General features: G+C 44.7%; 12 protein-coding genes and 1 riboswitch. Of the genes, 11 read left to right on the plus strand and 1 reads right to left on the minus strand.

From position 1 onward, the window contains the following. Positions 1-106 precede the first annotated feature (106 nt). From DRED_RS08785 to DRED_RS08830, 10 genes are all read left to right on the plus strand, one after another. Positions 107-1,060: a Nif3-like dinuclear metal center hexameric protein gene (locus tag DRED_RS08785; RefSeq protein ID WP_011877979.1), complete on the plus strand. Its 954-nt coding sequence runs from the start codon at positions 107-109 to the stop codon at positions 1,058-1,060. Between the two features lie 152 nt (positions 1,061-1,212). Beyond that, a complete protein-coding gene (locus tag DRED_RS08790; RefSeq protein ID WP_011877980.1) occupies positions 1,213-3,756 on the plus strand; it encodes a U32 family peptidase in 2,544 nt (847 codons plus the stop codon). A gap of 9 nt (positions 3,757-3,765) precedes the next feature. Further along, positions 3,766-6,114, plus strand: coding sequence for an endonuclease MutS2 (locus tag DRED_RS08795; RefSeq protein ID WP_011877981.1), 2,349 nt, complete (start codon positions 3,766-3,768; stop codon positions 6,112-6,114). A 283-nt stretch (positions 6,115-6,397) separates the two neighbouring features. Then, on the plus strand, positions 6,398-7,786 hold the full coding sequence (locus DRED_RS08800; protein WP_011877982.1) for a cytochrome ubiquinol oxidase subunit I: 1,389 nt from the start codon (positions 6,398-6,400) through the stop codon (positions 7,784-7,786). Next, positions 7,777-8,781 carry a cytochrome d ubiquinol oxidase subunit II gene (gene cydB / locus DRED_RS08805; RefSeq protein WP_011877983.1) on the plus strand — a complete coding sequence of 335 codons (1,005 nt, stop codon included), beginning with the start codon at positions 7,777-7,779 and terminating at the stop codon, positions 8,779-8,781. The genes DRED_RS08800 and cydB overlap by 10 nt, the downstream gene beginning before the upstream one ends. Positions 8,782-8,869: 88 nt before the next feature. Then, complete coding sequence (cydD, locus tag DRED_RS08810; protein WP_011877984.1) at positions 8,870-10,594, plus strand: thiol reductant ABC exporter subunit CydD; 1,725 nt, start codon at positions 8,870-8,872, stop codon at positions 10,592-10,594. Further along, positions 10,591-12,312, plus strand: coding sequence for a thiol reductant ABC exporter subunit CydC (gene cydC / locus DRED_RS08815; RefSeq protein WP_011877985.1), 1,722 nt, complete (start codon positions 10,591-10,593; stop codon positions 12,310-12,312). The genes cydD and cydC overlap by 4 nt, the downstream gene beginning before the upstream one ends. Before the next feature lie 329 nt (positions 12,313-12,641). Next, positions 12,642-14,393 (plus strand): SulP family inorganic anion transporter, encoded by a 1,752-nt coding sequence (locus DRED_RS08820; protein WP_011877986.1) that lies wholly within the window; start codon positions 12,642-12,644, stop codon positions 14,391-14,393. A 137-nt stretch (positions 14,394-14,530) separates the two neighbouring features. Beyond that, on the plus strand, positions 14,531-15,850 hold the full coding sequence (locus DRED_RS08825; protein ID WP_198006942.1) for a stalk domain-containing protein: 1,320 nt from the start codon (positions 14,531-14,533) through the stop codon (positions 15,848-15,850). Between the two features lie 257 nt (positions 15,851-16,107). Continuing rightward, positions 16,108-16,298, plus strand: a riboswitch (Lysine riboswitch). 101 nt (positions 16,299-16,399) lie between these two features. Beyond that, positions 16,400-17,962 carry a Na+/H+ antiporter NhaC family protein gene (locus DRED_RS08830; RefSeq protein ID WP_011877988.1) on the plus strand — a complete coding sequence of 521 codons (1,563 nt, stop codon included), beginning with the start codon at positions 16,400-16,402 and terminating at the stop codon, positions 17,960-17,962. 158 nt (positions 17,963-18,120) lie between these two features. Here DRED_RS08830 and DRED_RS08835 read toward each other — a convergent pair whose 3' ends face one another. Further along, positions 18,121-20,607 (minus strand): transglycosylase domain-containing protein, encoded by a 2,487-nt coding sequence (locus tag DRED_RS08835; protein WP_011877989.1) that lies wholly within the window; start codon positions 20,605-20,607, stop codon positions 18,121-18,123. A 306-nt stretch (positions 20,608-20,913) separates the two neighbouring features. On the opposite strand from DRED_RS08835, the gene tyrS reads away from it, so the two are divergent. Further along, entirely contained in the window at positions 20,914-22,137 is a 1,224-nt protein-coding gene (gene tyrS, locus DRED_RS08840) for a tyrosine--tRNA ligase (RefSeq protein WP_011877990.1), read from the plus strand. Positions 22,138-22,150: the final 13 nt, after the last annotated feature.

The raw sequence follows: 22,150 nt of genomic DNA on the forward strand, positions 1-22,150 counted from the left end.
AAAGAGTCTATAAAAACAGTGTTAACGTGAATACAAAAAGTTACAAACTCTCATTTCTAAGAATTGAGGTAAGTTTATAGCAAAACTTGAGAGGAGCATACAAAATATGAAATTACAAGAGATTTATGACCTAGTGATTAAAATGGGCATTGAACACGACCCCAGGGGTCTAGAAGTTGTCCAAAAACAACTGACCAAAGAAAAGAAAAAAATTGAGGACCTGAAAGAGGACGAGAAGAAAGAAGTGGATCAAGACCGTCTCTTTAATCCTTACACCGATACCAGGGTACTGTACGGAGAACTTAACCGTGAAGTAAAAAGAATTTTAGTTGGGGTGGACATGGAAGTGGCAGAAGTTCTGCTGGCCGATCGTTTGGAGGAAAAGGGCAAAAAGATTGATTTGATAATGGCCCACCACCCCGAAGGCAAGGCCATGGCGGGTCTTTATGATGTTATGCATCTTCAAGAAGATCTGTTGGCACAACTGGGTGTGCCTATCAATGTGGCTGAAGGAATTATGGCAGGCCGGATTGCTGAAGTTCGCCGTGGTTTGATGCCTGTGAACCATAATCGGGCTGTGGATGCGGCAAGATTATTAGATATTCCCTTAATGTGCTGTCATACTCCGGCGGATAACATGGTTACCGAGTATGTCCAGAAGAAAATAGCAGAAAACAACTGTGAAACCCTGGGTGACATAGTCAAGGTGTTAAAGCAGATTCCAGAATATGCTGCAGCAGTGAAAACTGGTGCTGGTCCCACCATCGTGGTGGGTTCCAAAGACCGCAGTGCCGGGAAAGTATTTGTAGATATGACCGGTGGCACCAGCGGCTCCGAGGATGCCTATGCCAAACTGTCCACTGCTGGTGTAGGAACCTTAGTAGTTATGCATATTAGCGAGAAACACCGCAAAGAAGCTGAGAAGAACCACGTTAATGTTATTATAGCAGGTCACATGGCCAGTGATTCCCTGGGTATGAACTTAATATTGGATGACCTTGAGAAACAGGGTGTGGAAGTATTAACCTGTTCTGGCCTAATTCGCATAAAGCGCTTTTAGCTTTTAGCTGTTAGACTTTGGTTTAACAAATAGCTAATGGCTAACGACTAAAGCCCACAGTTTACAGCCCAAGGCCCATGACTCACGCCTCATGGCCGTTTAGCTGGCGGCTAAAATTTTTGAGCAAACGCTAACTATTAGGAGGAACCCCCATGACCCAACGACCCGAGCTGCTAGCCCCGGCAGGAAGCTGGGAAGCTCTGGTGGCTGCTGTACAAAATGGAGCAGATGCAGTCTACCTGGGCGGTAAATTATTTAACGCCAGGCAATCTGCCAACAATTTCGATCATGATGAGATGGCCCGGGCGGTGGAATACGCCCATGTTCGTGGGGTCAAAATATATGTCACGGTAAATATACTACTGGCAAATCACGAGTTGGAGGAAGCCTTGGGCTTCCTCCACTTCCTGCATAATACTGGAGTGGATGCTGTTATTTTACAGGACCTTGGACTGGTCAGATTGGCCCGGGAGGTCATGCCGGAACTTCCCCTACACTCCAGCACCCAAATGACAGTCCATAATCTGCCCGGCGTACAGCTTATGCAGCAGAGTGGTTTTGATCGCGTGGTACTGGCCCGGGAGATGGATCTAAAGGAGATTGCGGACATTAAAAAGGAGACCGGAGCCGATCTGGAGGTCTTTGTCCATGGCGCCCTCTGTGTTTGTTATTCCGGCCAATGTCTCATGTCCAGCCTGATTGGTGGACGCAGCGGCAACCGTGGCAGATGCGCTCAACCCTGCAGGCTTCAGTATCAACTGGTGGACGAAGGGGGAAGAAACCTGGCAGATCCTTCTAAAATAGGAGAATACCTGCTGAGTCCCCGGGATATTAATACCAGTGAAATGATTCCCCAGTTAATTGCCGCAGGCATCAATTCTTTTAAGATTGAAGGACGAATGAAGCGACCGGAATATGTAGCCACGGTTATTCGAACTTACCGCAATTTAATTGATCGTGCTCTGGCGGATGCTGTCAATTTCCGGGTGGCAGAGAAAGAGGCCAGGGATTTAGCCCAGATCTTTAACCGTGATTTTAGTCCGGGCTATTTTCTGGGTAATCCCGGTAAGGATTTAATGAGCTACAAAAGACCCAATAACCGTGGGGTACGCCTAGGCAGAGTAAAGGGATTTAACAAGGAAAACAAAACAGTGGAAATTTTATTGGAAGAACCCCTGCGTGTGGGGGATGGCGTGGAAGTATGGGTAACCGAAGGGGGACGCAGTGGCGTAGAAGTTAATCGTATTTTGGTAAAAGGTAAGGAAGTCTCCGCTGCCCAGCCCGGCACTCTGGTGGGGATAGCCATTCCCGGCAAAATCAGGCCCGGTGACCGTGTCTTCAAAACCCATGATGCGGACCTGATGGAAAGTGCCAGGGAAACCTTTACCTCAACCCGGGAAACCCGTAAAATACCACTGCAGTTTTTCATTAGGGCCAGAATTAGCGAGCCTATGTACATGAGGGTGGCCGATGAACAGGGCTTCTCTGCGGACGGATATAGCCAGGAACCCTGTCAGGAAGCCCTGAAGCGCCCCTTAACCAAGGAATTCTTACAGGAGCAACTGGATCGTTTGGGCAATACCCCCTTTGCCCTGGGAGGCTTGGAAACCGATCTGGCTGGCAGCGTGATATTGCCCATGCGGGAGATTAACGAGCTTCGTCGACAAGTATTAACAGACCTGGAACAAAAAAGAGCCAGGGCGGACCGTCGTCCCGGTGTGGCAGAGCACCTGTTTAAGGAACGCCTGCGGGGAGCCATAAAGTCAATCCGACAAACAGACCCACCGGAACCAAGCCCCCGCTTATCCGTCAGTGTAACGGACCTTAGGTCCCTGGAGGCTGCGGTAAGAAACGGTGCTAATATCGTCTTATTTGGCGGGGAAAGTTATCGTTCAAAGGGAGTTGTCAGCGAAAAGGATTTACAGGCCGGATTGGAGTTTTGTCACAAAAACGGTGTCTCTATGCTGCTGAATTCCCCGAGAATTTTGCACGACCAGGATCTTAAAGGGTTCACAGCATTTTTAGAGCGGGTTTTCCAATGGCCTTTGGATGGTATTCTGGTGGGAAACCTTGGACTGTTAAAGATTATTAAGAACTATACCAATAAGCCAGTAATCGGCGATTTTACTCTTAATTGTTTTAACTCCGCAACCCTGCATTATTTCAAGGAGCAGGGGGCTAAAAGGGTGGTTTTATCGCCGGAATTAACCCTAAAACAGGTTGAAGAAATGGCAGCAGTAACGCCCATACCCCTAGAGGTATTAGTTCAAGGGGCACTGCCCCTGATGAATACCCGTTACTGCCCAGTGGGCAGTGTCCTGGGGGGGCTCAGCCTGCAGAACAAATGTGCAGGACCTTGCAATAGGCAGAAATGTGGTTTAAAGGATAGAAAGGGATTGATTTTTCCCTTGGAAGTTGACCAGTATTGCCGAATGCATCTTTTTAATGCTAAACAGCTATGTGTTATTGAAGATGTATTTAGCCTTCTCTTGTCCGGTGTGTCTGTACTGCGGATAGAAGCAAAGAAAGAAAACCATGTGTATGTGGCTAAAACCGTCAATCATTATCATGGGGCCATACAACGGTTTAAACATGGTGTGCGGGATGAAGGAAAGGACAAGGAAGCAAAGGAAGAATTGGAACAATTAAGTCTTTCCGGTATTACCAAAGGCCATTATTTCAGGGGAGTTATTTAAGGAGTATTTATGGAAAGAACAATCAAGCGTTTAGAGTTTGATAAGGTGTTAGAACGATTGGCAAGCCATGCCCAATCGGAGTTGGGCAAACAAAGAGTTGAGGAATTAAAGCCCAGCACAAATATGGAAGATATTAAGCGCTGGCAGGCAGAAACCAGTGAGGGCAGGGAATTACTACGGTTAGACCCATTGGCGGAGCTTGCCGGCTGGCATGATATTCGGCAGGCGTTAACTAGGGCTTCTCGCTATGCTGTGCTTTCTGCCGAGGAATTATTTGCAGTGGGCGAAACCCTGGCAGCTTCCCGGCAAATAAAAAAATTTTTCTCTGAGAAAACAGACCGTTATCCACTGCTTTCAGAGTTGGCGGAGTCCTTAACCAATCAGGCCCAATTGGAGAAAAATATCCTGCAGGCGGTTTTGCCTGGAGGAGAAATTGCGGATGATGCTTCGCCGGAATTATTGCAAATCCGTCGAGGTATTCAGCGCTCCCAAAACAGAATAAGAGAACGAATGGAAAATATCATTCGTTCCAGTGATAATCAAAAATATTTACAGGACCCTATTATAACCATCCGCAACGATCGCTATGTGGTGCCAGTAAAACAGGAATACCGCAATCAAATTCCTGGTATTGTCCATGACCAATCTGCCAGCGGAGCCACGCTGTTTGTGGAACCCATGGCGGTGGTGGAGGCCAACAACGAAGTTCGACAACTGGTGGCAGCAGAAAAGCAGGAGATTCAAAGAATTCTTGGCCAACTATCCCAGGAGGTCAGTGGGGTACACGAGGATATTTCCATTGCTCTGGAGACTCTGGGAGATTTGGATTTTATTATGGCCAAAGCTCGCTACAGCCTTAAATTAAATGCCTGGAGTCCAAAGATACTGGCAGGGCCAATGATCGATATAAAAAAGGGACGTCACCCGTTATTGCCCGGTGATGCCGTACCGGCAACCATATCCCTGGGGAAAGCCTTTAAAACGTTGGTTATTACCGGACCCAATACTGGCGGCAAAACCGTTACCCTGAAGACAGTTGGTTTGTTTTCTCTGATGACCCAGGCTGGCTTACACATTCCTGCGGAAGCGGGTACTGAAATGGGTGTGTTTAAACAGGTTTTTGCCGATATTGGGGATGAACAAAGTATTGAACAGTCCCTTAGTACCTTTTCTTCCCATATGACGAACCTGGTTCGTATTTTGGATAGGGCCGGGGAGGGCTCCCTGGTTTTGATGGATGAATTGGGAGCGGGCACAGATCCCACAGAGGGTGCAGCCCTGGCCCGGGCAATTTTGGAAGAACTCCATCAGCGGGGTGCCTGTACCCTGGCCACCACCCACTATAGTGAATTAAAAAACTATGCCTATGCTACGCCCGGGGTGGAGAATGCCAGCGTAGAATTTGATGTAGAAACACTACGTCCTACCTATCGCCTGCTAATTGGTCGACCTGGACGTAGCAATGCCTTTGAAATTTCTGCCCGGTTAGGTTTGCGTAGGGAGATTATTGAGAGTGCTCGAGGGTTTCTAACCACCGAACAGGTAGAGGTGGCTGAGTTAATCTCCCGGTTGGAAAAAACCCAGCAAGCTGCGGAAAAGGACCGGCAAGAGGCCGCATTATTAAGGCGGGAAAGTGAGCAATTAAAAGAACGGTATCATGCCTTAGAACAGGATCTGAGGGCTAAGAAAGAAGCCATTCTAGTTAAGGCCCATGAGGAAGCCAGTCGAATGGTTCGCCAGGCTCGGTTGGAGGCAGAGGATACTGTAAAAGAATTGAGGTCCCGGTTAGCGGAAGAAAGTGCCAAGAATCGGGAGCAAGCGATCCATCATGCCCGCAATAAGCTGCAGCAGGTTACCAGCAAAGTGGCGGCTAAAACTCCGAAGCGCACGGCAGATGGGGAAATACCCAGGCAAGTTAAGCCAGGTGAAGAAGTCTTTCTGCCCAAGTACAATCAGAAGGCCTATGTGGTGGGTGTTTCCGGTAATAATGTGCAGGTACAGGTTGGTATCATGAAGATGTCTGTACCAATGCAGGAGTTGCGCACTGTAAAAGAAGTCAAAGTAACCTCTGGTCAAAGCAAGGTGGGCCAGGTGCTAATGGATAAGGCCCAGCATATAGGAACCAGCCTTGACTTGCGGGGCATGACCGCAGATGAGGCTATGTTGGAAATTGAAAAATACCTGGATGATGCCTTCTTAGCAGGACTCAGTTCTGTTACCCTGGTACACGGCAAAGGAACTGGCGCCCTGCGAACTTCTGTGCAAAGGGAATTAAAAAACCACCCCCGGGTAAAGACTTTCCGGTTAGGAGAAGCCGGTGAGGGAGGATCAGGAGCCACGGTGGTTACATTAAAGTAATGAGTGGAAGGCCCTTACCGATTGTAGGGGCCTTTCCAATTTGTAAGTAAAATGTAATCTTCTTATTGTTGACAGTAATTCGCCAGGGAGTATAATTTATACTATACAAAAAAGGTATAGTATAAAAATAACCGAGATATTGACAGCTTATTACAAAAACCTGAAATCAAACCAAAGAACGATGCAAAGACCCGGCTAACCGTTATACTTAGAAAAGGAAAGGAGGGGGCGGGAGTTTAATTAGCTAGTACAAAAAGAAATTTTATTGGTAGGGGGGAGAAACATGAGTGAACTTTTACTTGCCAGATGGCAATTTGGTATAACTTCGGTTTATCACTTTCTTTTTGTACCATTAACACTGGGACTCTCGGTTCTGGTTGCCATCATGGAAACCATGTACGTGCGGACCGGCAATGAAATCTATAAAAAAATGACAAAGTTCTGGGGTAAATTATTTCTTATAAACTTTGCCATGGGTGTTGTTACCGGTATTGTGCAAGAATTTCATTTTGGCATGAATTGGTCAGAATATTCGCGTTTTGTGGGAGATATCTTTGGGGCACCCTTGGCCATTGAGGCATTGCTGGCCTTCTTTATAGAATCGGTTTTCCTAGGTGTCTGGGTCTTTGGGTGGGATAAATTGCCCAAGCAATTACATGCCCTGAGTATCTGGTTGGTGGCCATTGGCGGCAATCTGTCTGCCCTTTGGATCTTAATTGCCAACTCCTTTATGCAAGCACCTGTGGGTTATGCCATTCGTAATGGCCGAGCAGAAATGACAGATTTCTTTGCTTTAATCACCAATCCCCACGTGTTCTACCAGTTTCCGCATACCGTACTGGGGGGATTTGCCACTGGAGCCTTCTTTGTTATCGGGATCAGTGCTTATAAGCTATTGCGTAAAAAAGATCTGGAAGTTTTCCGAAAATCCATGCAGATCGGATTAATCTTTGGACTTATAAGTGTATTTTTAGTGGCTAATGTGGGTCACCTGCAGGGACAACATTTAGTAGAAACCCAGCCCATGAAGATGGCTGCAGCAGAGGCCCATTGGGAAACCGCTAAACCAGCCCCCTTTGCAGTGCTGGCTGTGGTGGATGAGCAAAACCAAAGAAATTCCTTTGAAATAACCATTCCAAGACTTTTGAGTTTTCTTTCTTATAACAACTTTAGCAGTGAAGTGAAGGGACTGAAGGATTTACAAGCAGAAGCAGAGGCCCAGTATGGACCGGGCAATTATATACCGCCGGTTTCCTCAATCTTCTGGAGCTTCCGCATCATGGTGGGTGCTGGCACTTGCATGATATTCATAGCACTGGTCGGTCTTTATCTGTGGAAAAAGGGAACTCTGGAAACCAAACCATTGGTTCTAAAGGCATTGCTCTGGTCCATTCCCTTGCCCTATATTGCTAATTCCACCGGCTGGTTTATGGCAGAGGTGGGACGGCAGCCCTGGATTGTTTACGGCTTACAAAGGGTAGAGCAGGCAGTATCACCCTCTGTATCTGCTGGAGAAATACTTGTCAGCTTAATTGGCTTTACAATAATTTATGGTGTGTTGGCCATTGTGGATGTATATTTATTGGTTAAGTTTATTAAGCAGGGACCTGAACAACCGACCCTTTCTAACCACTTGGAAAGCAACGGTAAGGGGGTGTCTTTATGGACTTAAATATTCTCTGGTTTATTCTGGTTACAGTCCTGTTTATCGGCTTCTTCTTTCTGGAAGGCTTTGATTACGGGGTAGGGATTTTGCTGCCCTTCCTTGGTAAAAATGATACCGAGAGACGAATTATTATCAATACCATTGGTCCGGTTTGGGATGGCAATGAAGTTTGGTTAATAACAGCCGGTGGGGCAGTTTTCGCGGCCTTTCCCAATTGGTATGCAACGCTGTTCAGTGGTTTCTATCTGGCTTTGTTTTTAATTTTGCTGGCTTTGATTGTTCGTGGTGTGGCCTTTGAGTTTCGGAGCAGCGACAGGAGCCCGGCCTGGAGAAAGTTTTGGGATAACATGATTTTTTTGGGCAGTTTTATATCTGCATTATTATGGGGGGTAGCTGTCACCAATTTGCTGCAAGGGGTACCCATTGACGGCAATATGCAATATGTAGGAGGTTTCTTCGATTTAATCAGCCCCTACACCCTGGCGGGTGGCTTAACAACTTTGTTGGTATTTATGTTGCATGGTGCCCTTTTCCTATCGCTGAAGACGGAAGGTGAGTTGGTGGAACGGGCCCGGGCTGTGGCTACTAAGATTAGCTTAGTGGCTGTGCCGGTGGTGCTGCTCTTGGCTGTATTAACGTACTTAAAAACGGATCTCTTTGCCAAGGCCGGTGCTGCTGCTGTATTTCTGCTGTCCGCTGGATGTTTGCTAATTGCTATACTAATGCTGCGCAAAGGCAGAGAGGGATGGGCTTTCATTTGCAACAGCCTGACCATTGTTTTGTTTACAGTTTCTATGTTCTGGGCCATGTTCCCCAGATTGATGGTTTCAAGCTTACAGCCAGACTGGAGTCTTACTATTTACAATGCCTCTTCCAGTCCGTACACTTTAAAGATCATGACATTTATCGCCCTGACCATGGTACCCATTATCTTACTTTACCAGGGTTGGACCTACTGGGTGTTCCGCCATCGGGTAACAGAAAAACACCTGCATTATTAAGAAATAAACAGTAATGGGGCAAGGGTTGCCCCTTTTATTTTTATTCGCTGGTCCCTATCCATAAATAGGCATGAGGTGCAAAGGACCTATGATAGATAAAAGACTATTAAAAGAGGCAAGAAAAGTACGTCTGTTCCTGGCCCTTACCATAGGCCTTGGCATAGCCACCGGACTGCTGGTGGTTCTCCAGGCAAAGACCATGGCCAGCATTGTAAGCCAGGTATTTATCGAAAATGCTCATTTGGCCCAGGTGCAAAGCCCATTGCTGCTTTTGCTGGGGTTCATGGTTAGCCGGGCCTTTTTGGCCTGGTTCAGTGAGGTCAGTGCCCATCGGGTGGCGGCTCTCATCAAAGGGGATCTCCGCAGAAGATTACTGCAGCATCTTTATGACCTTGGACCCATCCATGCCCGGGGCGAACGAACCGGTGAATTGACGAATCTGATGCTGGAGGGTATTGAATCTTTGGAGGATTACTTTGCCAAGTATCTACCCCAACTGGTATTGGTGGCTACGGTGCCCTGTATTATTCTAGTTTTTGTTGTGCCCATAGATCTAGCTTCAGGGCTTATTCTTTTATTTACTGCCCCCCTGATACCTTTTTTTATGATTCTCATTGGCAAATGGGCAGATCACCTGACCAAACGTCAGTGGAGCCTATTAAGTCGGTTGAGTGCGCATTTCTTGGATGTCCTGCAGGGGCTTGCCACTTTGAAGCTATTTGGCAGAAGCAAGGATCAAATCCGTATTATTGGCAGACTTAGTGATGATTTTCGACGCACCACCATGGGCGTGTTGCGTGTGGCCTTTCTCTCGGCCTTGGTGCTGGAACTCCTTTCCACCATCAGTACAGCTTTGGTGGCAGTGGCATTGGGGTTACGTCTTGTTTACGGCCATATTTCCTTTGAAAGTGCTTTTTTTCTAATATTACTGGCACCGGAATTTTATTTGCCCCTGCGACTGCTGGGTACCCAGTTTCATGCCGGGATGAACGGGGTTCAGGCGGCCAACCGCATATATGAGATTTTAAATAAACCGGCCCCCCGAAATATTTCTGGTATAAAAGTAGAAAAGCCAGAAAAAATCCACCTATCTTTGCGGGAGGTTCATTTTTCCTACCATGAAGCATCACCCATTTTGCAGGGCATATCCTTTGATCTTTGTCCCGGACAAAGGGTGGCCTTGGTGGGACCCAGTGGAGCAGGGAAATCCACCCTTGTGAATCTTCTCATGGGCTTTATTCAACCAACCCAAGGTACCATTGAGGTTAATGGCATTCCTTTGGAAAATTTAGCTGGCAATGCATGGCGGCATATGATTGCGCTGGTGCCGCAAAATCCATATATTTTTTATGGAACAGTGGCGGAAAATATTTTACTTGGCAGGCCCCAAGCAACCATGGATGAGGTAGTGGATGCAGCCAAAAGGGCTGAGATCCACGATTTTATTAAGGATTTGCCCCAGGGTTATGCTACGCCGGTGGGAGAACACGGGTTGAGGCTTAGTGGAGGTCAGGCCCAGCGTCTGGTCATAGCCAGGGCATTTTTGAAAAATGCACCTGTTTTAGTGTTGGATGAGGCTACCGCTGGTTTGGACCCGTTTACAGAACTGGCCATTCAGGAAACCCTAGAGCAATTAATTGTGGGACGTACGGTTTTGGTGATTGCCCACCGATTAGCAACTGTCTATGGAGCCGAACGTATTTTGGTGCTGCGAGAAGGTAAATTAGTGGAGCAGGGACAGCACCAGCAGCTGATGGCACAACAAGGAGTCTATTACGACTTAGTGAAAGCCTATAGGGGGGAGAAAGGATGAAAAGGTTACACCAATTACTGAGCTTGCTGCTCCCCCATTGGCTGCCAATGCTATGGGCTGTGCTGCTTGGTTTCCTCGCGGTTGGGAGCAATATTGGTTTATTGACAACCTCGGCCTATCTGATCTCCAGAGCAGCGCAGCACCCACCTGTATTGGACTTGATGGTCGCCATCGTGGGCGTTCGATTCTTTGGTATAGCCAGAGCAGTATTTAGATATTTGGAACGGTATTTCTCCCATGATGTTACCTTTCGTGTGCTGAGTAATATGCGAGTCTGGTTTTACAAAGCCATAGAACCCCTGGCCACCAGCCAATTGATGCACTACCATAGTGGTGATTTACTGAGCAGGATTGTTTCAGATGTTGAGACCCTTAAGAATTTTTACTTGCGGGTTTTGTCACCGCCCCTGGTGGCCTTATTAACATTGGGCGTTGTCTTTTTTTTATTGGCCTGCTTTGATTTAAGGATGGCCTTTATATTCCTGGCTTTTTTTATTGGGGCGGCAGTGGTTGTTCCAATATTTATAAGGGCATGGGGACGCCGGAGCGGACAGGGAATTCTAGGGTCCAAGGCACAATTAAATACCTGCCTGGTGGATGGCATACAGGGCATGACGGATCTGTTGTCCTTTGACCAGCAAGGTCGCCAGTTGGAGAAAATTGATAAGACAAATGACAATTTATCCAAGCTGCAGGGTCGATTAGCCAAAATCAATGGGCTAGCTGGTTCTTTAACTGGGTTATGCATGAATCTTGCCATGTGGACGATCCTGGTAATGGCTATAATAAAGGTGGAGCAAGGGGAATTACCAGGGGTTTATATTGCTATGCTGGCCCTTGCTACATTAAGTGCCTTTGAAGCTGTAACACCCTTGCCCTTAACCTTTATATACTTAGAAGAAAGTATGTCAGCGGCTAAAAGATTATTTGAACTGGCCGAAACAGAAAACTATTCCCCCAGCCGTAAGGATGAGCAGTTTGTTCCCAAAGGCTATGAAATAGAGTTTAACAACCTACACTTTCGATATTCTGCCAAGGATCCATGGATATTGCGTGATGTCAGTTTTACAATTCCCCAGGGACGACGGCTAGCCATTGTTGGTCCCAGTGGTGCCGGAAAAAGTACACTGGCCAATTTATTGCTGGGATTTTTTGATTACCAGAGGGGGAGTTTGCAACTGGGTGGCAGAGAAGTAAGGGATTATCATCAGAGCAAGCTCATGGCACATATGGCTGTGGTTGCCCAACGCACCCATTTGTTTAATGCCACTGTACGAGAAAATATATTATTGGCCAGACCCGGGGCCAGTGAAAAGGAAATGATACAGGCTGCCCGGCGGGCCAGAATCCATGATTTTATCCTTACTTTGCCAGAAGGTTATGATACCTATGTGGGTGAGGGCGGCTTAAAGTTATCTGGTGGACAAAGACAACGTGTGGCCATAGCCAGGGCTATTTTAAAGAATGCTTCGGTGCTGATACTGGATGAAGTTACTGCTGGTCTAGACCCTGTGGTTGGGCGAGAGATAATGCAGGATCTTTTTCAATTGATGAAGGATAAAACCTCATTGGTTATCTCACATCACCTGGTGGGCCTGGAGTGTATGGATGAAATTCTTGTGCTTGTGGAAGGAAAGGTGGTCGAAAAAGGCACACACTCACAATTACTGGAACAAGGTGGCGTCTATGCTAGAATGTGGCAATTATCCGTTAGATAGTGGATTTTATGACTGCTGTAAATTGTAGCAGTTTTTGATGTGCATAAGGACACAAGCGACTATGTGTTGGATAGGTTTAACAAAAACAAGAACAAAAAAGATAATATAAAGAAAAAAGCTGTATATATGTCATATTCCAGACTTAACTCATCCAAATGGTGTATTAGTTATTATCACGTCAATTGCTGTTTGCCTATTTATGGAGTTATGATAGGGCTTGTGTTATTATTTCAGCAGATTGAGGTGTATTAGTTGATTACAATGATCGAAGGGCCTTAAAAGAATCGTTCTTTATTAGCGAATGAATCTAAAAAGGACGGTTATAGACAATGCAATCAGGAGAAGAACAGCTTTCGTTAGGAAAATTTCAATTTTACGGTCGAATGCAAGGCTATAGCCTGGAAGCTTTTCGAAAAGACATTATTGCCGGAATTATTGTAGGGGTTGTGGCAATTCCTTTGGCATTAGCCTTTGCCATTGCTTCAGGAGTAAGACCGGAGTATGGCATTTATACTTCTATCATTGCCGGTGCGTTGGTTGGCATATTTGGAGGCTCGCGTGTACAAATTGCAGGTCCTACCGGAGCCTTTGTACCAGTATTGCTTTCGATAGTGATGCTGTACGGGTTTAACAATCTACTTCTAGCTAGTCTTTTATCTGGTTTTATGCTCATCTTAATGGGTGTTACCCACATGGGTACCTTGATTAAGTTTATTCCCCGACCAGTAACAGTTGGTTTTACTGCCGGTATTGCTGTTATTATATTTACTGGACAAGTGGATACATTCCTTGGTTTGCAAGGTGTAGCTAAACATGAGTATTTTATTCAAAATGTCTTGGAACTTACCAAACATCTTCATACTGTACAGGTGTCCAGTATCATTGTAGCTCTGGTTTGCCTGTTTTTCTTAATATTTACTGATCGATATATTCCCGGCGTTCCTGGCCCGTTGGCAGGTATTCTGGTATCAACTCTGGTAGCTACATTCTTTTTTGGTGGTGCAATAGAAACTATTGGCTCAAAGTTTGGCTCTATTCCCGCCGGTTTACCGGAATTCCGTATACCTAAAATGAGTCTGAATGAAGTTTATAAGATGATTGGACCTGCCTTTACTATCGCAATGTTGGGCAGTATAGAGTCCTTATTATCCTGTATGGTTGCTGACGAAATGATAGGAAATAAACATAACAGTAATAAAGAATTGATTGGCCAGGGGATTGCAAATGTTATCGCACCTTTATTTGGAGGTATTGCTGCCACCGGTGCCATAGCCCGTACAGCCACCAATATTCGAAGTGGCGGCACAAGTCCGGTATCTGCAGTGGTGCACTCCCTAACTGTTCTTATACTAATTATTACCTTGGCACCTATGGTTTCACAAATTCCCTTAGCCAGCATGGCTCCTATCTTAATGATTGTGGCCTGGAATATGAGTAGCAAAAATGAAATTAAACATATATTAAGAACCACCAGAAGTGATTCAACAGTGTTGATAACCACATTTTTATTAACTGTTTTTGTTAATTTAACCGTTGCGGTGGGATTTGGTTTATTACTGGCGGTGGCTTTATTTATTAATCGTATGAGTGATACCATGTCTGTTCAAAAAGTGCTACCTGACCATAACGGAAGAGAAAAGGTTACTTCGAATGTGGTTTCACCTATACACGATTGCCCTCAAGTAGCTATCTTTACGATAAATGGTGCTCTTTTCTTCGGGGCGGTGGAAACCTTTGAGCAAACATTGACAAACTGTCTGGCCGCCAGGCCCAAGGTATTAATTTTGCGGATGGGTAATGTATTCGTAATGGATGCTACGGCAGAAGTGGTTTTGGAACATATCGTAGATCATTTTCAAAGGCAGAAGGGCACCATCTTAATATCGGGCTTAAAAACCCAACCGAAAAAAGTTCTTAAAAATTCTGGCCTCTATGATAAAATCGGCAAAGAGCACTTCTTTGGAGGCACCGGGCTAGCCATTTCCTATGCTTTAACAAAAATCAGTGCAGAAAAATGCCGTGGCTGTAGTCATAATGCCTTTTACGAATGCTCCAAACTATCGATCAGAGATGTGGGTTAAAGCTGTGATTTTATGTGGCAGCTAATTATCGTTGGATTTTTTTGTCAAAATAAAGAAGGTTATTGGGCATAAGTGGCTAATTAATTAGTTAAACAATATATTGGAAAGGATGATTAGTGATTCACCGCTTAGGTAAAGTGCAAAAATCAATAGCATCATTTTTATGTGCAGGACTACTGGCCCTATCTGTACCCGCAAGTGCTTTCGCAGAGAATGAAGTGAATATTGTTATTGATCAGACGCCCATTGTGATTCCTGCCGATGATCAGCCGGCCATTGTATTAAATAGCAGGACCTTTGTGCCCTTACGGGTTATCAGTGAGAATCTTGGTACCACAGTTCAGTGGTTACCGGCTACAAAGCAGGTTGTTATTATTACGCCCAAGGTCACATCTACGGTAATACCAGATCCTTCAATGATGGATCAAGGGGTTATAGAAATTGTTGTTGATGGCAAGGTTTTAAAGGTGTCTCCAGAGGAGGGTTTGCCCTTTATTACAGATAAAAACAGAACCATGGTCCCCTTTCGGGTTATCAGCGAGGCCTTAGGTTGTGGTGTTCAATGGAAACAGGAGAGCAGGACTGTGGAAATTAAAAGACCCGTTGTAACACCCACTCCCCCGACAGAAAAACCAGAGGTGGTTAAGCCGGAGCCATCCCTGGCAGATATTGAGGTTCTTAAAGAATTAGCCGGTTATAAAACCAACCTGAGGTTGCTGGATAGAACGGTTATTAATTCCAGTGATCTGTTGAATATGGATGCAGCCAATTTCAGTGCTGAACAATTAAAACAGTTTAGAACCTACCGGGATCAGTTGAAAAAATATGGTGCAACCCTCGAACTGCCGGATGGCACTGTGGTAAACACTGCTGAACTATCCATATTTGGGCCTTCTATTGCCACTGCTGATCAATTGAGAGCATGGATAGCCGCAGAAACACCACGCATGCAGGCTAAGATGGCGCAGCTTAACAGAGAGTTTGTACCCATTCCGGATTTAGCAGAGCTTTACATCAAAATTGGCGAAGAATATGGTATTCGCGGCGACCTTGCCTTCTGCCAGGCAGCCAAAGAAACCCATTATTGGCAGTTCACCGGAGATGTGCAGCCCTGGCAAAACAATTATTGCGGCTTATGGGCCACCGGCAGTCCTTTAACCGGCCAGGAATCCTATAATGGAGCAGATTCAGAATTTGTTCGTTTTGAGGAAGGTGTGCACGGTGCAATATTTGCGTCACCGGAAGCGGGTGTGGAGGCTCACATACAACACCTTTATGCCTATGCCACAAAACGACCCTTGCCTGATGGCAAAGTATTGGTGGATCCTAGGTTTAATTTAGTAGCAAAGGGAAGCGCAGCTACCTGGCAGGGTCTCAATGCTCGTTGGGCGGTACCGGGCACCACCTATGGCCAAAGTATTATACATGACTACTGGCAACAAGCCTTATCTAAGTAATATACCACATCCTTTCGCAGTAAATAATGGTATAGTTAATTGCTTTATGTTATGAGGCAGGACAACAAATTGACATTATCTGACAGAGTAAAAATTCAAAAGAAAATAGGCATATGCCAGATATTAAAGCAATTCATCCTCATTAGCTTATAATATGAGATAATTACCAAAATACATTTTGTATAATTGGTTGACGTTTTAGACTATGTTGTATTAAAATTTAAACAGAATTGAATATAATGCCTCATCTTAGTGAAAGGTGAGGTAGAGGTTGCGGGCTATTAAGATTACTTGAGGAGAAACTGGGAGAGTTGATGACCCTTAAGGAAAGGAATACCTGCCGAAGCAATTTGATTTTCTCGGTTAAATTGCTGGGGTTGCATTAAATAAATGCAGCACTGTCACAGACAATATTCCTTCATGTTATCTGTGGAGCACTATCTTACTATTAAGAAGGAAGGGGGCATTGAGCTATTTTAAAAGCAACTAGTGTCAATTTCTAGTTGTTTTTTTGTTTAGATAAAGGAGACTTACAAAGGAGTTATAATTATGGATTATCAATGGTTGTCGCTTATACCGCCAGTTCTGGCAATTGGATTGGCCTTATTTTCAAAAAAGGTAATTCCTTCTCTAGCCATCGGTATTATATCTGGTGCCTTCATTCTTAGTAATTACCAGCCTGTGGCGACGATAACAAAAGCCCTAGGCATGATGACCGAAAAGGTAACGGATAGTTGGAATTTATGTATTTTAGGCTTTCTTGTCATCTTGGGAATATTAGTACATTTGGTAACAGTAGCCGGCGGTTCTGCGGCCTATGGAAAGTGGGCAGCTACCAAAATTAAAACCAGATCCGGTGCTAAATTATCTACCTTCTTTTTAGGTATTCTCATATTTATTGATGATTACTTTAACAGCTTAACAGTGGGTACCGTAATGAGACCCGTAACTGATAAATATAACATTTCCAGGGCAAAGTTGGCATATGTTTTGGATGCCACAGCAGCTCCCATCTGCATTATTGCCCCTGTATCCAGTTGGGTAGCCACCATTATGTCTACCATGGGAGATAAATTTAAAGCCACGGGACTTGAGATGGAACCATTTTCAGCATTTCTAATGACAATTCCCTTGAACCTTTACGCCATATTGACCATAATAATGGTGATTTTGGTTAGTCTATATAAATTGGATTTTGGTCCTATGCTTACCCATGAGGAAAGGGCTGTGAATGAAGGGGACCTAGGTGTTTTAACGGTTGTAGCCAATGAAGAAGAAAAAGTTAGCGATAAGGGCAAAGTTATGGATTTGGTGGTGCCCATTGCAGGGTTGGTAGTATTTGTTCTAACCGCTATGGTGTATACAGGTGGCTACTTTGACGGTGGTGTGTCTGTTATCGGTGCCATTAAAAATACCGATGCAGCAAAATCTCTGCTATATGGTGGCAGTGCAGCTTTGGTCTTAAGTTTACTAATGTTTCTCCCCAGGGGAGTTGTTACGGTTGGGCAATTACCTAAGGCAGTATACGGCGGCTTTATGTCCATGCTACCTGCTAATTTAATTTTGATTTTTGCCTGGACAATTGGTGGTATTATTGGCGAGTTAGGTACTGGTGTTTATTTGGCAAACCAATTGGGTGATAAATTACCCTTCTGGGTCTATCCGTCCCTTGCTTTTATACTTTCTGGTTTTATGGCCTTTGCGACGGGGACTTCTTGGGGTACCTTTGCTATTATGATCCCCATTGCCATTGACTTGGCTCTGATTGTAGATCCCCAATTATTAAGTATATTAATGGCATCTGTTTTAGCTGGCGCAGTTTATGGAGACCACTGCTCACCTATCTCCGATACGACAATTTTATCTTCCACTGGTGCGGGCTGCAAACATATAGACCATGTTAGCACCCAGTTGCCCTATGCCAGTTTGGTTGGAAGCATATGTTTTCTTGGCTATATTTTCTCGGCTGTTATGACCAAAATTACTGATAGTGTACTCTTGAATGCGACATTGACTCTTATTATTTGCTCCGGCTTGCTTGTGATTTCTTTAAATGTTTTACACCGTTTAAGCACTGCCAGAGTAGAGAAAAGTAAAGAAATAACAGTATAGTGTAAGATTGATTCTCTGAATCTAAAGAAAACCTGGCTTACGCCATACCCTATAGGGCACAAGAGCCTTTAGGCGAGGCGTAAGCCTTAAAAAGAATAAGACTAAAGAACGCCGGCAAAACCCATGGGGATTTTGCCGGCGTTTTTAATAAAAGATAATTATTCAATAATTCGTTGGTAGGTTTCTTTTACCTTGGCTGCTTTACGAAATTTTTTTTTAGCTTCACTTTCGTTAGTATTGGAACCAGTGGTTCCTGGCAACCAATTATCTCCTTCATTTGGTTTGGGAGTTACGGTGTTGGTTCCTTCTTGATTACCGTTATTCATTTCCTGATTTTCTGGGCTATCCGGAATTGTCAGTTTATACTTCTCTGCCACAGCCGGGTCAATGCCGTTCTCAGTATGGAGAGAACACGTTTTTACGGGTGCCCTCAGTGCAAAATCTGCTACATTTGGAGGGACTGTATAAGGTGTTTTTATGACCACCTTGGTTATGCGGTCTGTACAATAATCATTTGGTAGTTCTCCGGTGGTGGCACAAACTTCCATAATTTGATGTAAATCATCAACCTTAGTGGGAATGGTACCTTGGGCAAACATATCGTGTACCATATGATCCGATGGTGTATTAGGTCCGGGCAAAAGACCGGATTTACTATCCACAGTGGCGTAAACAATCCCCGAGGGCTTTGTAAAGGGGCGAACTGGTACATCTGCCAGGGACTTGCTCATAACCTCACGCCAGATCATCGCAGGGTAAATGCCGCCGTAGGCCTGGGGCATTCTTGTTGGCAAGTCATGGCCGATCCAAACTGCCCCTACCAGTTCAGGAGTGTAACCCACAAACCAGATATCCTTACCTTCATCGGTGGTACCGGTTTTACCTGCAACGGGCCTTGCTCCAAGGTTTGCCCGACTGCCAGTACCTGATTGCACAGCGGATCGCAGCATGTCTGTAATTAAGTAAGCGGTGGTAGCCTTCATGGCTTGTCTGCGTTCTGGTTTAAATTCCTCCACAATGGACCCATCAAAACGCTCTACGCGAATAATTGCATGGGGTTTGACATAAATACCTTGGTTGGCAAAGGCACCATAGGCTCCTACCATATCTAAGGGTACAACCCCGCTGCTAACGCCTCCCAGGGCCATGGCAAGACCATCCCGATTGGCATCCAGAGTAGTTATTCCTAATCCCTGGGCAAATTTCACAGCTTGACTAATACCGACGGAGTTTAAAAGCTTAACTGCCACAATATTTACGGAGCTAGTTAGGGCCTGCCGCATGGTAATCAATCCTCTGAAACCACCGCCCGAGTTCTTTGGACTGTAATTGCCAAAGGAGGTTGGGATATCATCAATGACCGAAGCAGGACCCATACCTTTGTATTCAACGGCAGGTCCGTAGGCAACAATAGGTTTAATGGAAGAACCGGGTTGACGACCTATTTTGCTGCCATTGGAAAGAATCTGATACTGGGTAGCACGGTTCAGTGCCCTTTGGTGCGTGTGCTCGCGCCCGCCAACTATGGCCCTTAAATACCCCGTACCGGGTTCCATAAAGACTGCAGCACCCTGGGGTTGTGGTAGTCCGTTTTTGTCCGGTTTGTAATTAGGAAAATTTTTGGCATTGGCCATGGCCAATTCAACGGTTTTTTGTATTTTGGGGTCTAAAGTTGTATAAACCTTAAGACCACCCTTATAGACCATATCTGGCCCATATTTTTGAACCAGTTTTTCTGTTACATAATCAATAAAGTAGGGGTACGGATACCTAGTTGCCTGCATTTTAGTACCGTCAGGCAGGGGTTTTGAAGCAGCAGCTTGACGTTCCTCTTCCGTAATTTTACCGGCCTCTTTCATTCTTAATAAAACAATATTACGCCGATTAAGAGTTAAGTCATAATCCTTTTGATGCTGTTCTTCAAGTTTTTTCTTATCTTGTTCTGAGTTCTCTCCATCATCTAAGGATTTTCCACTGTCCAGGTAGCGAGAGTAAGCAGATGGCGCCTGGGGTATTCCTGCCAGAAAAGCAGCCTCTTCCAGGGTTAATTCATCGGTTTTTAAATCCTTGCCAAAATATATTTGGGCGGCAGATTGAATCCCATAGGCTCCTTGACCAAAGTATATTTTGTTAAGGTACATTTCAAAGATTTCATCTTTCATGAAATGTCTTTCCATCTGGAGGGTTAAAATAACTTCCTGCATTTTTCGTTTCATGCTACGTTCTGGTGACAGGTAAGATAGTTTAACTAACTGCATGGTAATTGTGCTAAAGCCTTCACGGATTTCACCAGCAGCTACGTTTCTAAAAACAGCACGCCCTAAGCTACGAAAGTTTATGCCGTGATGATCGTAGAAATGCTCATCTTCAGTTGCTAGAACGGCATCCTTCACTGTTGCAGGTACTTCACTTAATTGAATAGGTTCTCGGTTTTCTGTACCAATTCTTGTTACTAGGTTGCCATCCTTATCATAAATTGAAGTGGGCACCATATTCTCTAAGGCCTGGGGGTTAAAGGCAGGCATGTCCGACATTGCATAGGCAAAAAAGCCCAGCGATGCCAGGCCACCTATCGTAACAATGAGAATTGTAATAAGTAAAATTAAGCGTCCAGGTCTAAGCCTTCGGCTTTTGCGTTTTGCCAAAAGAAAACCTCCTTATGAGAAAATATAAGGCAATGATAACAAAATTATACCATACTATACTGGTGGCAGAGCAGAATTTTTGTTTTCTTGTCACCTACTGTTAACTTTGGTATAATTATAAAAGTTTGTTAGTAAACTTGGCTGGCGTCAAAACCGAAGGGTATAAGAACCCTTAAGGTTGTGGCGGCGGCCTTAGTTATACCTATGCCTATTGGCAAATGGAACTTTCTCATGGGCTAAAAGGCTACAGTAATATTACGAAGCTGATTCTATTTTTGGATGGGTTTTCTGAAAGGAGTATTCTAAATGTTAGATTTTCAAAAACAACTTGAGATTATTAGACGGGGCGTGGCAGAGATTGTTCCTGAAGAGGAACTGGTAGAGAAGTTAAAAAAGTCTGTTGCCAGTAATAAACCTTTACATATTAAGCTGGGACTAGACCCCTCGGCCCCAGATATTCACCTGGGTCATACTGTTGTGTTGCAAAAATTGCGTCAGTTTCAGGAACTGGGCCACAACATTACTATTATTCTGGGTGATTTTACAGGTCGAATTGGCGATCCCACTGGCAAATCCGTAGCAAGAAAACCATTAACGGAAGAAGAAGTACTGGCCAATGCCAGGACCTATGAACAACAAATCTTTAAAATTTTAGATCCAGAAAAAACCAAAGTACACTTTAATAGTACATGGCTTGCTCCCTTAAAATTTGAAGATGTTATAAAATTAGCTGCAACTACTACGGTCGCCAGAATGTTGGAACGCGAGGACTTTACAAAACGCATGAGGGAAAATTTACCCATCAGCATTCATGAGTTTTTCTATCCTTTAATGCAAGGCTATGATTCTGTTGCCCTGGAAGCAGATATAGAAATGGGAGGGACGGATCAAAAATTCAACTTGTTAATGGGACGAACTTTGCAAAAGGAATTTGGCCAAGAACCACAGGTTGCAATCATGATGCCAATTCTTGAGGGCCTTGATGGTGTAAATAAAATGAGTAAGAGTCTAGGTAACTATATCGGTATTGATGAACCACCACAAGAAATGTACGGAAAAACAATGTCTCTTCCAGATGAGTTAATGGTGCGCTATTTTGAGTTGGTTACACCAGTGCCTTTAGAAGAAGTTAAAGCAATTGCCAAGGGGTTGGAGGATGGTTCGCTGCATCCCAGGGATGTGAAGATGAGATTGGGCAGAGAAATTGTGACATTCTACCATGGACCCGAGGCGGCCCTGCAAGCAGAAGATCATTTTAAAACGGTCTTTCAAAAGGGGGAAATCCCTGATGAAATAGATGAGTTTTTAGTCTCGGGGGATTTACTTGAAGAAGGTTTAGTAGCGTTACCCAAGCTTCTAACCCAGGCTAAGCTAGCTGGTACCAATAGCGAAGCAAGGAGGCTTATAAAAGAAGGGGCAGTAAAAATTAACGGAGAGAAAGCAACTGATCCCAATATGAGATTGAAACCACAAGAAGGTATGATTATTCGGACGGGTAAACGTAAATTTGCTAAACTGATATTGAAATAAATAATCTAATAGG

The sequence above is a fragment of the Desulforamulus reducens MI-1 genome, from assembly GCF_000016165.1.
Taxonomy (GTDB): Bacteria; Bacillota; Desulfotomaculia; order Desulfotomaculales; family Desulfotomaculaceae; genus Desulfotomaculum; species Desulfotomaculum reducens.

Excerpts from the sequence above, each read along its gene's own strand:
- cydC (WP_011877985.1), top strand. The coding sequence starts at position 10,591 with ATGAAAAGGTTACACCAATTACTGAGCTTGCTGCTCCCCCATTGGCTG.
- DRED_RS08795 (WP_011877981.1), top strand. The coding sequence starts at position 3,766 with ATGGAAAGAACAATCAAGCGTTTAGAGTTTGATAAGGTGTTAGAACGA.
- DRED_RS08785 (WP_011877979.1), top strand. The coding sequence starts at position 107 with ATGAAATTACAAGAGATTTATGACCTAGTGATTAAAATGGGCATTGAA.
- DRED_RS08790 (WP_011877980.1), top strand. The coding sequence starts at position 1,213 with ATGACCCAACGACCCGAGCTGCTAGCCCCGGCAGGAAGCTGGGAAGCT.
- DRED_RS08820 (WP_011877986.1), top strand. The coding sequence starts at position 12,642 with ATGCAATCAGGAGAAGAACAGCTTTCGTTAGGAAAATTTCAATTTTAC.
- DRED_RS08830 (WP_011877988.1), top strand. The coding sequence starts at position 16,400 with ATGGATTATCAATGGTTGTCGCTTATACCGCCAGTTCTGGCAATTGGA.
- tyrS (WP_011877990.1), top strand. The coding sequence starts at position 20,914 with ATGTTAGATTTTCAAAAACAACTTGAGATTATTAGACGGGGCGTGGCA.
- cydB (WP_011877983.1), top strand. The coding sequence starts at position 7,777 with ATGGACTTAAATATTCTCTGGTTTATTCTGGTTACAGTCCTGTTTATC.
- DRED_RS08800 (WP_011877982.1), top strand. The coding sequence starts at position 6,398 with ATGAGTGAACTTTTACTTGCCAGATGGCAATTTGGTATAACTTCGGTT.
- cydD (WP_011877984.1), top strand. The coding sequence starts at position 8,870 with ATGATAGATAAAAGACTATTAAAAGAGGCAAGAAAAGTACGTCTGTTC.